13 protein-coding genes and 1 pseudogene are annotated in these 12781 nt (G+C 52.8%); all 14 read right to left on the minus strand.

Features of this window, described 5'->3' with window-relative positions; all coding sequences use genetic code 11:
- Positions 1-54: 54 nt before the first annotated feature.
- Positions 55-4203, minus strand: a complete 4149-nt coding sequence (locus HV107_RS01510) for a DUF1983 domain-containing protein (protein WP_259349670.1) — start codon at positions 4201-4203, stop codon at positions 55-57.
- Between the two features lie 52 nt (positions 4204-4255).
- Positions 4256-4846, minus strand: coding sequence for a tail assembly protein (locus HV107_RS01515; protein WP_047345243.1), 591 nt, complete (start codon positions 4844-4846; stop codon positions 4256-4258).
- 42 nt (positions 4847-4888) lie between these two features.
- Positions 4889-5275, minus strand: coding sequence for a hypothetical protein (locus HV107_RS01520; protein WP_048986097.1), 387 nt, complete (start codon positions 5273-5275; stop codon positions 4889-4891).
- Positions 5276-5363: 88 nt separating this feature from the next.
- Positions 5364-6077: a C40 family peptidase gene (locus HV107_RS01525; protein WP_182061793.1), complete on the minus strand. Its 714-nt coding sequence runs from the start codon at positions 6075-6077 to the stop codon at positions 5364-5366.
- Position 6078: 1 nt separating this feature from the next.
- The gene (locus HV107_RS01530) at positions 6079-6834 is read right to left on the minus strand and encodes a phage minor tail protein L (protein ID WP_047345241.1); all 756 of its coding nucleotides are present in this window, start codon (positions 6832-6834) and stop codon (positions 6079-6081) included.
- Positions 6831-7178, minus strand: coding sequence for a phage tail protein (locus HV107_RS01535; protein WP_047345240.1), 348 nt, complete (start codon positions 7176-7178; stop codon positions 6831-6833). Before HV107_RS01535 ends, HV107_RS01530 begins: the two co-directional genes overlap by 4 nt.
- Positions 7179-7180: 2 nt before the next feature.
- On the minus strand, positions 7181-9700 hold the full coding sequence (locus HV107_RS01540; RefSeq protein WP_182061794.1) for a phage tail tape measure protein: 2520 nt from the start codon (positions 9698-9700) through the stop codon (positions 7181-7183).
- A pseudogene (locus tag HV107_RS01545) lies at positions 9684-9998 on the minus strand (phage tail assembly protein T); the annotation flags it as partial. The gene HV107_RS01540 and the pseudogene HV107_RS01545, both read right to left, overlap by 17 nt.
- 8 nt (positions 9999-10006) lie before the next feature.
- Complete coding sequence (gpG, locus tag HV107_RS01550; protein WP_182061796.1) at positions 10007-10429, minus strand: phage tail assembly chaperone G; 423 nt, start codon at positions 10427-10429, stop codon at positions 10007-10009.
- A 36-nt stretch (positions 10430-10465) separates the two neighbouring features.
- Entirely contained in the window at positions 10466-11203 is a 738-nt protein-coding gene (locus tag HV107_RS01555) for a phage tail protein (RefSeq protein WP_182061797.1), read from the minus strand.
- 7 nt (positions 11204-11210) lie between these two features.
- Positions 11211-11609 (minus strand): phage tail terminator protein, encoded by a 399-nt coding sequence (gpU, locus tag HV107_RS01560; RefSeq protein WP_047345237.1) that lies wholly within the window; start codon positions 11607-11609, stop codon positions 11211-11213.
- Positions 11606-12160 (minus strand): phage tail protein, encoded by a 555-nt coding sequence (locus HV107_RS01565; protein ID WP_063249643.1) that lies wholly within the window; start codon positions 12158-12160, stop codon positions 11606-11608. The genes gpU and HV107_RS01565 overlap by 4 nt, the downstream gene beginning before the upstream one ends.
- A gap of 8 nt (positions 12161-12168) precedes the next feature.
- Positions 12169-12444 (minus strand): hypothetical protein, encoded by a 276-nt coding sequence (locus HV107_RS01570; protein ID WP_045406520.1) that lies wholly within the window; start codon positions 12442-12444, stop codon positions 12169-12171.
- On the minus strand, positions 12437-12763 hold the full coding sequence (locus tag HV107_RS01575; RefSeq protein WP_045406798.1) for a DUF2190 family protein: 327 nt from the start codon (positions 12761-12763) through the stop codon (positions 12437-12439). The genes HV107_RS01570 and HV107_RS01575 overlap by 8 nt, the downstream gene beginning before the upstream one ends.
- Positions 12764-12781 lie beyond the last annotated feature (18 nt).

Genomic DNA, 12781 nt, shown 5'->3' on the forward strand with positions numbered 1-12781 from the left:
CGCAATAAAAAACCCGCCGAAGCGGGTTATAAATCAGGTTGAATATCAGGAAGGTCAGGCAAAAGAGCCGGTACCACGGGTAATAGTTAATGTCGGGGCTGATATAATCTTACTGGCCGTTCCTGTTCCGGTTACCGTTATGATTCCGGTTACAGTCGATGTTGTTATATTCCTCACAGCGTGTCTTACGGTCATCCAGACCCCGGCAGTCCCGGAAGGGACATTGATTTTCCCTAAATCACGCGTGCTCCCGTTAATGTTGAGGGTGATACTGACCGTTGTTGCAGCAGATGCAGAAAGATAAATTAGCGCCTCAAGAAGTGCTGATTTACCAAGTGCTGATGTTGAGGAATCCGTAAACGTGATCGTTCGTGTCGCAACCCCACCGCCAGAAATACTGACGTCACCGCCAATTCCCACGTTTGCAATGTCACCAACAAAAGTAGTCGCCTCTACCGTGCCTTTAAAGTTGCCACCGCTGGCGTATACCATTCCCCGGATCGTGACGTTATTCAGCTCAGCGTTACCGCTTTTAGGCAGATTCCATCCAGCCCCATTCGAACCAGTAACGAAGTTATCCGATTTCAGTGAATCGGTGATTTTCCCGAACTGAATACTGGCATCGCGGAAAAATGCATCGTTTATGAAGACCTGTCCGTTCTGGATAACAAATGGCAGAGTCACGGTCCCGCCCGCCTGGGTCATCACGGCGAAGCGGTCAGCAAGGAAGAGAACCTGCGACTGCATACCCGCTGGCGTATTCTGAACACCAATCCCCATCCCTGCCGCGTACTGGTTACCATTAGAATCAACAGCGACCTTGATGCTGTACATCGCATTCAGGTTGTTATTGATATCTGCCGACACCTGAGCGTTCGTGACAATGGCCGCTGACTGCCCGTTAACCGTGACCTTAAGCGAGTTGATCTGCGTGGCTGATGCCTGAGAGAAGTCCGCCATGGTTTTGGCGAAATCCGTCACGTTCGCGGTGTTACCACCTGCGCTGGAGTCCAGCCTTTTCAGCGATTCGGCAACTGCTTTGCTCGCATCAGCCATCACGTTATCAACGCGTTCAATACCGGCCTTGTTATCACCGTACTGCACGCTCTGGGTCATTCGCTGATTCACCTGAGCAAGCGTACTGGTGATAAGCGCAATTGCGTTGTTCTGGATGCCACCATTTGCCGTATCGGTTCTGGCTCCCAGCTCATCCAGGCGGGATGCCATAGACGAAGCAGTGTCCGTTACAACCTGCTGCAAACTGGTGATGTCAGCGCTGTTCTGTGAACTGGCCTGCCCGGCAGCATCAGCCTTGTCAGAAATCACCTGGGTGGTGGCTGTGAGCTGGTCTACCGCTGAGGCCCTGGCCTGCGTTTCATCGGACAGTGCCTGCCTGACCTCAGTAATGCCGGCGGCATTGTCTGCTGTCTCCGCCTCCAGCCGGGTGACGTCAGTAACGCGCGCTTCCGTTTCCGTGGCAATCACTTCCCGGAGCTGCTCAAAGGTTGCAGTGTTGGCTCCCTGCTGTGCCGTCTGACGGACAACGACATCAGCAATGGCCAGCGCGTTGCCGATAATGGCTTCCGCTGTCTGCTTATTCGAGCCTACAGCAGCCGCCAGCCCCTCAGCATTCTCCTTAATCGCATCAGACAGTTCAGCCAGTTTGTCACTGCTGGCCACAGCATCCTCGATCAGGTCCTTGAAGCTTTCGGAACCTTTGATGTTCTCCAGAATCGCATCAGTGATATCCGATACATCCACGCTGGCCTGCCCGCGCACAAAATCTGTATACCCTGATTCGTTGCCGGTCCGATCAACCAGCTGCGCGCGGTACCAGAATATCTGCCCTGCCTTCAGGCCCATCTGCTGATATTTGCGCTGCGGGTAAGGTACATCGGCCAACAGGATTGCATCATCCTCGGTACCGGTCAGGCTGTACTGAATTTCCGTTTTCAGGGTATCGCCGGTGTTCGCCGGGAACCCCCAGTTCAGCTCGATACCAAACACCACATCTTCTGATGCAGTAAAGCCAACCGGCTTCGGCGGATTCCCCACCTTGCCTGTTAACGTTTTCTCTTCTGAATAACCCCATCCTGAGGAAATCTCAGAGGCGTTGATGGCGCGGACACGAACCAGATATCGACCAGCATAAATCCCCGGCACATCGAAGGATGTGGTGGAGCTGCGCGGAACGTTCACCCAGTTTCCGTCATTACGCCTCCACTGAGCTTCATAGGCGATAGCGTTCTGCGCCTGGTCCCAGCTCACGCGCATGGTTTGCACACTGATATTCTGCTGAACCACTGAGAACGCGCTGATCACGATGTTGGCTGGCGGCGACTGGTTCCCTGGTGGAATAACACTCACCGGGCGCTGGTCGATGATGGCGCCGGTATCGATACGGGCATATTTATCCGGGTCATGCCACGCACCGGTAATGGAGAAAGTGCCATCATTTTTATCGGAGACACTGACAACACGATACTGCTGTGCGTAGAGCTCGTCTGACTCAACTACCCATACTGCTTCAGCTTGAGGCGTCTCGCTGTACGTAGTGGTGACCGTAACAGTTTCTCCGTTTACGGCCTGAATTGTCCTGCTCTGTGAAGCTCCGGATGGAAGGTTGAGAATAAGGCGATCGCCTGCTGTTGCATCAGCAACGCGGTCAAGTTTGATAACGCGACCGTTAACCGCACTGATTCGACCACCCATAACCTTTCCGGACAGCAGCTCGTCTGCCACAGCGATGATGTACCCTGGCTGAGGAATATTGCCGTCCAGGCCAACATCGAAGGAAACAACGCGATCTTTATTATTGGTCAGTATGCCCCAGCGGCCCTTTCGGTTTGCTTCTGACTGCCTGGTGCAGCCGATGGCTGTCATTTCCAGTTGATTGAATCCGTACCGAGCTACCAGAGTCTGCTCAAACACAGGCTCCATTGCATCTGCATAAGCATTCGCCGGGTCAGACCAGGACACAAGCGCATTGGTATATCGGCTTTTTGATGTGCTGCTGGAATAATTGAAAACACCGTCGATCACATTGCTGCGGTTATACGTGTAATCAATATCCCGTGGCATGTCGGCTAGGGCAACAATTTGATCGCCCCCCCAATAGGTCATGCCACGGAAGATAGCAGCAAAATCGCGCAGGACTGTGTAAGCATCGTTCCGATCCTGAATATACACGTTGCAGATATACCGCGGCTCTGTACCACTGCCACCTTTACCGTCAGGCACTTGCTGATCGCAATACTGGGCTACCTGGTACAGTGTCCATTTATCAATGTTCGCCGCCGTCAGGCGGTTCCCAAGTCCGAAGCGGTCGGATACCACCAGATCGTAAAAAATCCATGCCGGGTTATCCGTCCACGCCCACTTAAATGCCCCGGTCCATGTGCCGCTGTAAGTCCTCGTTTCAGGATCATAAACATCAGGCACTCGAATGACGCGGCCACGCGGCTCACAGGAAATCTGCGGGATGGAGCCATTGAACTGGCTGGAGTCGAATTCAATGTATAACAGCGCGGTATTAGGGTAGCGCAACTTGGCGTCAATCACTTCAGTGAAGCTCTGCAACGTCATGGTGTCGCCAATTTTCGCGCTGTTTGCATCAGCGGTAATCTTGCGCAGGCGTATTGTCCAGGTGCTGCCCGCCTGAGGTAAATCAATTCGGTGGCTACGCTCATAACCGGACGTGGTTTTTCCAGTCACGCTGGTGTTTAACACCGTCTTCCATGTGCCACCGTCAGTCTGTAGGTCAATGGCATAATTGACAGAATTACCAACCAGGTCGCCGTCATCCTCCTGTTTGAAAAGTGAAGGCCATTTCAAGCGCAGGCGAACTGCTGAAAGCTGAGTATTGGTAAACGTGCGCGCCCAGGCGGTAGCGCTTGAAACTTCGGTTCCCACACTGATTTCATTTTCGGTACCAGGGATACCCTGAATATATTTCTGAGCCTGTGTCCCAGCACGGAACTCCCAGGTGACACCGCTAAAGTTTTGGGAGCCATCGGCATTCTCCAGCGCAGTTCCGTCCAGATAGATATTTTTGCCGGTTAGCTGTCCTGCAAACTCGCCTTCCCCCAGCGCGAGAAGGATTTTCGCCTTTGCTACAGATTGCAGATCATCAGGCTGCTCTGTAGGGGTTCGTGAACTGGAGCTGCCGCCCTTGCGGCCTTTAATTGGGGTTGCTGTAGCCATATCGCGCCCATAAAAAAAGCCACCCTGAGATGGCCTGATGGAAAGAAAATCGTTACTGCTGATCTTCGACGTAGATACCGGCGGAAATTATCGCCCCGCCAATGAGTCGCTTGCCGTAAAGCAGCGGTACCGGATTACCCTGTGCCGTTGTATTAGTGACACCACCGAAGGCATAGCTGGCTTTATTATCAGCCGACTGCTTGCTGGCCAATCCTTTTGTTTGTGGTGAGAGCATCTGGATCACCCCTCCGAGCGCGAGTGCGGCCCCCACCTGGAAAACAACATTACTGGCCCAGATTGCCGCCCCCCACGGAGCGAACGCGGCGACGGCGATCAGTGCAGCACCCAGAATGGTCTGCATCAACCCGCCACGCTTGCTGCCAATGATGACGGGTGCGATACGGATATCATCGCCACCTTCATCCATTTCCAGCGCTTTCTGATCCAGATTCTGCTTACCACTGAAAACGGCATAGGTCAGTCCACGCTGTCGACTGTTATTCAGGAACCTTTCAAAGCCAGGAACAATGACACATAACGCCCTCACCGCTTCCCTGGCTGACGATACAGCAAGCTGATATTCACGCCCAAAAGTTGCCCCCAGAACACCGTAAAGGCGAACCTTTCTTACTGATTCAGACATGTTTGCTCCCAATAAAAAACCCGCCGTAGCGGGTTATTTTTATCATTTACACTTTTCAATCCAGTCTCTGACGAATGTTGTCGGCCTCATGCTGTCCACATAATACTCGCGATAAAACGCCGTTCTTCCGTTGTCAGATACACTGAGATTTACGATAAAACTCTGCCTTCCTGAATAAGCTCCAAATGAATTTTTCCCATTTACATAACCGCAGACATAGCCAGTGAGTACACCGCCAGAAGCATCCCCTCTCTGGTAAAATTTCGATGACTCAAACTTAACTGAGTCTGGATCTTTCATCATTGAGGATATTTTCTTTTCGGCAAATGTTATTGCATTACCCGGAGATGGGGGTAAATGGTTATTTATGATTGCAAATGCAGCGAATAAAACTATCAATACAACAATGGTAATTATTGCTTTTTTCATATCCTGATTCCTTTCTAAAAAATTAAGACGAGAATAACAGGATAAAATGTAACAACAAAACTCAGAAACCACGTTCACAGGTTAGAGATCATCTCATAAGATTTTTAAATCTTACGATCTTCATTGTGCGCTCAATCCAGTATCCGCCATACGGCACTCGCTGGCTCAGATGGCCGTACAGATGATGCAGTAGCATATTGCCATCAAGCAGGATCCCCGCATGATTCCACTTATCGGCCTGGAGCTGCATGATCACCATATCGCCTGGTTGTGGCGGCCCGTCGAATTCCCGGAATCCACACTCATACCAGCAATCCTGGTAAAAGTTGTCAGGATAGTCGTTTTCCCACCAGGGATAATCTACCCGGTAATCTTTCAGCTCAATGCTGTGTTCCTGCCGGAAATAACTCATTACGAGCCCCCAGCAGTCCAGGTGACCAAGTACAAAAGGACGTTGCAGCAGCGGCAGTTCTCCGCGAGGCTGTATAGTACGTAAGTCTCCTTCGGGCCAATTCACAATATGCCAGGGCAAAAGAGTTAAATCACACTGCGCCTTGTCCAGCTCACTCGGTTGCGTGGTGGCGTCTGGATGACTGTGGACTATTCCTGTAATGGCTCCCCAATCCTCAGCCGATGCATAATCTTCGGGACAAAGGTGAAATTGCTCCGTTGGCTGAGCAGCCATGTTCCGGCATGGGAAATAACGCTCAACCCGGTTTTTCTGCGCCACTACGCCACAGCATTCGCGCGGATACTCCGCTGCGGCGTGCGCCATGATCGCATCAATAGTTTTCTGACGCATATCAGCTCCTGATTAATGACGTTCCGGGGAAGCCTCCAAATGGAAGCTCATTACCTTCACCGTGACGGAGTTCGCAGGCAGAAAGTGTTCCGTTGCATTCATCCAGAGAAGGGTCGCTTACCGGTTTGTTGTTTTTGTCAAAATACTGCGTTCCCGCATAGTCGCAGCCATCGCCGCTACGGTATTTATTACGAATACACCAGGTGCAAAGGGAATGTAGCTGGCGCGTTGGGATCATCATTCCCTGTACGTCCATCGGACTGGATAGAACAAACTGCACCGTCTCATTTGTCTCACCAGTCCTGCCATCGATGTACCATGTCTGGCGTTTTTCCTGCGTCGGGTTCGCCAGGGGATTTCCTGACGGGAAGTTACGATCATCCAGATACTTTGCCATCGTGTCGTGAATGACAACACGCGCCAGGACAAGATCGTCATACGCAAGACAAAGAGCGGTGATCGAGCTGTCCAGATTGGCAACTGAAAGTTTGGGTTCGGCGCTGGTACCATCCGTGGATTTTTCCAGCCCCTCTATCTGATATGGCCACGCCTTGTATTCAGTGCCCTGCCACCAGATTGATTTGGGCGGTAGCCGAGTTTCATCACCACCAGCGGCGGCAATCTCTTCTGGCGTATGTGGGATGTTGTAAGCGTGAAAATACATCACATCAGACATACCAAACGCTGTGCCGTCCACTTCAATCAGCCGGATATCATTACCCGGCTCCAGTTTTTGATAATCAGCGTTAAGACTCATGGTGCGAATGCCTGTTCAAACGTTGCTGAAACAGAAAGCAGTTTGTTGCCAAGAACAACCTTCTGTAGAGAATTGGCCTGAACTCGCCACAGGGCGAGCTCTCCGAATGGCGGTGTGAAGATGAACGATTTGGTTTTGTGGCGGCGAAGAAAGGTGTAGATCTCCAGCCCTTTTTCAGGTCGTCCCCTGAACGAATATTCAAAAATCAGCTTTTCATCATTCAGACCGGAGCCGCTCACCTGCTCATAACCATCACCAAATTTCGCTTTCCGGATGGTGTCTTCACTTTTGGTGGTGGGCTGGCTTGCCGACTGGATCCCCCACGTAAATGTTTCAATTGCCATGTTTACCTGACCTTCATCGCATTCCAGATAATCCCGCCCGGACGCGAAGCCTTGCGGATGCCGTCCTGAACTGATTTATCGATAACCTGCTGATAAGCGCGACCGAGTTGGTCACCCTGTGACTGCTGCTGTCCTCCCTGCTGCTCAGTCGTCACATTGACAGGCGCGTACACACTGATGCCGAACGGCACACCGACACTGGAAGAGGAACCGCCCCCCACATAGCCACCACTGGCGTATCCCTTCATCATTCTGTAGAGATTACCCACGCCAATCCGTGAGGTGGATTCTTTGTTAAAGACAAACTCGCCGCGGTGTACCACACCAGCAGGCTCATATTTACCGCCGGAACCGGTATAACCACCACCAGCAAACCCAATAGCAGAGCCAACTGCTCCGACGATCCCCACGCCCGCCTGTTTGATAGCGATCTGCGCCAGCATCGAGAGTGTTGACCGGGTAAAATCAGCCCATTTTGCCTTGCCAGTGGTCAGCATATTGGCAAGGTTTTGCGTCATTCCGTCGAAGGTGTTGGCCGCCACAGACTTCATCTGACCATAAGCGTCACCCGCAGAATCGGCATAATCCGCCCAAGCTGATTTCGCCCCAGAAAGCCAGTCGCCTCGCAACTTATCCTGTTCTGCATAGTATTTTTTGAGAGCAGCCGATTCCTTCAGATAACCAGCATCTTCCAGTGTACCCACTGCATTAATCCACCCCTGACGTAGCTGAGCCTCTTCGTTCATACGCTGAGCCTGTCGGCTACTTAATCCTGCGCTGCTCTGAAGTGAAGAGGTTTTTTCATCCATCTGGGTGACGTATTTTTGTGAAGTATCCTGAAGACGGTTAAGGCGTTCCTGAGCGGCAATCTGATCGCCCAGTTTTGCATTCATCTCCGCGCGCGAAAGCACTTCATCCTTACTGGCCAGCAGGGATTTTTCTTCCACAGAGAGGGGGCGTTTTTTTGCGGCCTCTTCCAGAACGGAGAAGCGGGCCTGCTGCCGCCAGAGCTCCTGCCGCTGCTGGCTGATAGTGTCATTGATACCCTTGTGCTCTTGCAGTGTGCGTAACTGCGTCTCAAGCTCCATCGTCTGTGCGGTGGCGGTATCGGTCGCCCGGGTGCCGGCGGGTGTTCTGACCGTGGCAGTCTTTTTCGACGGCTTCTTGAGAGTATCCTCATACTCTTTTTTCGCCGCAGCCAGGTTGATGTTGTAGTCGGCCTGGAGGATCCGGCCATCCTTCAGAGCCTTGTTAAGCTCATTCTGGCGGGCCGTGTACTTTTCCAGTGCGCTTTGTGTTTTGGCGTAATTGGACTGGGCCTGCGCGGCGTACTTTAGGCGGTCAGATTCAGCAGCCGCTTCACGCGATGCATTATCTTGCTTCTCCTTCTCAGCTCCGGCCTTGCGCCTGGCATTTTCAAGCTCAACTCTCGCTGTTTCTCGATCATTCCAGTAAAGATCGCGTGCCTGAGAATTGACATAACCATCATTTTTACGAAGGTTCCAGATTTCATCCGCTTTCTTAAAGGCGGCTTCTGCCTTTGCCACCATCTCCTGCGCAGTATCAGGACGGCCGATATCAAGCGCCGCATCCCACATCGATTTAAAGGCACGCTTCAGGCTGTCTGCCGATGACTCAATCGTTCCCATGTTGTCGCGGAGCGATTTGGTCTGCTCGTTAAACCCGGAGGTCGCAGCATCGTTTGCCGCTTGCAGGGCAGCTGCTTCATCACCGGCCCGCTGCAATTGCGCCACATAGGCTATCTGCTCAGCAGTCACATTGTGAAATTGCTGGGCCATGGCAATCAGCCCGGATGTCGGGTCTGAGGTCAGTTTCCCAAACGCGGCGGCAACCTTATCAACCGGCACACCTGAAGCGTCAGTGAAGCGCGCAACCGCCTGGCTCATATCATCAAAGCGGGAACCCGCACGAACACCCGCATTGACCAGCTCAGTCAGCGCTTCGCTGGTCTGGTTGAATGTCAGTCCTGCGGCCTGCCCGTTTCGTGCCAGAACCAGCATTCTGTCGGCGGTCAGCCCCGCTGAATTCCCTGAGAGCACCAGCGTTTTGTTGAAATCAGACAGCGTTGACGAACCGGCATACCATGCATAGAACAATGCCCCTGTTGCCGCAGACAGCGCTGTAACACCCACCATAACCGGGGAGATAGTGCCCAGCAGCGCGCGGAACGTTGGAATAATACCGCCGAAGGAGTCTTTAACCTGGCCGCCCTGCTGGAGGAGGATAAGCCACGGACTCTGCCCGCCAGCCAGCTGGGTCGCAATATCAGTAAACTGCGCCGGGAGCATACGCATTGCAGCGTTATATTGCCCGACAGATATCACGGCCTTACGGGCGGCACTCTCCTGGCGGGTAAATGACTGCTGCATTCGCAACGCGGCATCATTTGCCGCATCACCCGTCTGCTTAAATTCTTTTTTAACGTAGCTGATCTGTTCAGTGAATTTCGTCGAGTTAACGTCAAGGTTAACGACCAGATCACCGACTGCCGTCTGGGCCATAGCGTACGCCTCCTGAAATTCCTGCTGCCTTTGCCATCAGCGTCTCATCGCCAGGCCCATCGATATCGACAGGATCTGATGCAGAAGAAAGAATGCTGAAACTGTCGGGGGTTAATTCCGGATCGGCGAAAAACAGGGTTGATATGGTGTAGAGCAGGCCGGAGAAATGAGCATCCAGCTGCGCATCATGAAAGTAGTTGTCCCGGTAGAAGATTTTCCAGTCGCCATATTCCGTAGAAGACATGCCAGCAAGCATGGCGCGCCAGTCAGGGCGACCGAACTCACGCGCCAGTTTCATGGCAAATATCAGCTCGCTGGCGAGGGCTTTTCCGCCGTAATGGGTTCAGCTGGCTCATTCTGTTCTTCGCCTGGCTCTGCCGGCTCATCCGTTACAGGTGCAATCATCCCGGACAGGAGTTTCACCTTAAATTCTGCTTCGGCAACGAGTTCCATCGGCCAGGTCTGCATGACTTCATCCTGAATTTTTGCCACTTCTGCCGCTGCATTTTCGCCCTGCGAGCCTTTCAGTGGGTGACCATGCCAGAGAGACATTGCCACCAGATAAGCCCCACTATTCACGGTGAGTGTAACGGCCGCCTGAATATCGCTCCCTTCAATCGCTTCCATCTGTTTCAGGTATTCAAGGTGTTCAATACGCTGTAATGCTGACAGCTGGAACAATGTGACACTGCTGCCGTTACTTTCAAGCAGTTCGCTCTTTAGAAACATAATTACTCCGGGAGAACGGGGCTTTCGCCCCGGTTATCAGGAAACAGTGACCTTACAGATCGCCACAAAGTTACCGTCATTGCTCATAACGATGATTTCTACGGTACCTGCCGCCACGCCGGTGACAGTCAGGGTATTGCCGCTGACGGTGACCGTTGCCTTAGACGGGTCAGAGGTTGCAACCCGGAACGAGGAATCGGAAGCACTGGCTGGCAGCACAGATGCCACCAGCTGAGTGGTCGCGCCAACAGCAACGGCAGCCGTGGCTTTATCCAGAGTGATCCCCGTTACGCCAATCGGTACCGAACCGCTGTCTTCTGCCAGAGACGGCTTACCGTTGTTGGTGATTTTTACGGTTCGCGTCATCGTCTCTTTGGACGTAACTGTCTTGCCAAGGCTGCTCACCCACCCTTTAAAGGCATCGATAACGCCGTTCGGATACTTAATCTTGTAGCCTTTAACAGCGCCCTCATCGAACCAGTTAACCAGGTCCTGCTGTCCGCTTTCACCCGGCAACCAGGCCAGTGTGAAGCTGGTTTCGCCGGCTGATTTCTGGCCCTGCATGGTCGAGGTCCAGTCAGGGTTGTCATCATCGAGGTAGGTATCATCTTCGGATTCGGCTGTCAGTTCGCCCGGCTGAATATCTTTAACCTTTGCCAGGCGGATCCAACTAACATCCGAAGCAGGGTTCGCAAATGGGTCACCGCTTCCGGTATAAACCCACAGCGTTGTACCAGCGCCTTTCGTTGGCGCCAGAGGGTTTGGTGTGGTCATAAAGTCCTCACATTACATAGCTGATTGAGTAGCTGAGATCGGCCGATCCCCACATCATCGCTTCATCATCGCGTTGATAGTCATAACCGCTTGCGTTCATCAATTCGATGAGGGGAAGCAGCTCGGGGATATCACCCAGGGCGGGATACACTTTCTCTTCCATCCAGGCATCCAGAGCGGAATCAGGCTCCTTCGCTTTCAGGAAAACTTCGATATGCAGCAGTGCGGACCACATATCTTCATCGATGTTGTCGTCCGAGGCGCGCGCATCCGTCAGGTATACCGCCACTGCCGGAAGATCCTCCTCGTCAAGGAAGCCAGGGCGACCGTCAAACCAGGTGACCTGTTCGGTAATGTTACGTTTAAGCGCCGCCAGAACGGCGGCACGGATTTGTGGGTGTTTCATCGTGAAAGAATCAACCTCAGCTGGTTTTGCAGATTCTGCCGCATCACCTCAGGCATACGTTCATCCATCAGTCTCGGTAGCTCTGCGCGGAAAGCTTCAGTCAGCGGTACCGCCAGAGGGATGCTGACCACTTCGATCGGATACCGGTTGCGGGTTGTTCTCCGCAGTACATGCCAGCGACCATTTGCCAGTTGCTGAATAAAGGCGCCAGGGAAACGAAACGGTCCGATCCTCAGCACGCTGCTGGCTCCTGATTTATCGCGTTTTCTGCGCGACAGACGAACACTGGCGGTCCCAAGTTTAATTGCGGGTAAATTTCCCCGGTTCACGCGGATAAGAGCGCGGGGTTTGCCGACGGTTGCCCGCCGGATCCGGGCACGCTGTTTAACCAGCTTTCGGGGGACACGGGTTGACTTTGAAACGACTGAAACACTGCGATTGACTGCCTGTCCTGCAATGCGGTTAACAGATTGTGCACTGGCGCGGGGGACGGCTTTTTCACTGATGCTGTTGAGGTTAGCGATTGCCTGTTCCAGGCCTTTAATCGACATAACACCTCCTATTCAATGAAGATACGTGGTTTCCCGTTAAAAGTGTCGTGGCGGGTAACGGTCCAGTTCTTGCCCTCCCATTCCACTTCGTCGTTTCGCCGCGGGGAATACTCTGCACTGAACACCACCAGCGAATGAATATTCCCTGATAGCGGGCCCATCTCCTCCAGAAGGTCGGCTGAGATGGCATCGTGAGACACGCCATTGATCAGCACAGTTTTTCCCATGGTTTTCACCGTGGCCGCGTCCATGCGACCCGCCAGCCGTTCAAACGGATTAGCCATTGATTTTGACTTCAACCACAGTCACGTTTGCACCTGCGGATTCCCAGGCGACCCCGGCCACGACCGCATCGGTTTCCGTCAGCTGCACTTTACCGTCTTTCAGGTAAACCTGTTCCCCGGCAGTGATTGCATCAGCGGCCAGCTTAGGAAGCAAAAACACGCCTTCCGTGAAACCGTCCCCGCTCTGGCCAGCTGCAATATCCGTGATGGCCACAGCAATAACTTTTCCGACTGCAACCGGTTCACCACTGAGAATGTCATCCGTCCCGCCATTCACCAGAGAGATGGTTTTACCGTCCTGTACAAAATTCTTCGCCATGTTGTGCTCCATTCAGCC

This window comes from Enterobacter sp. RHBSTW-00175 (assembly GCF_013927005.1).
Lineage (GTDB): Bacteria > Pseudomonadota > Gammaproteobacteria > Enterobacterales > Enterobacteriaceae > Enterobacter.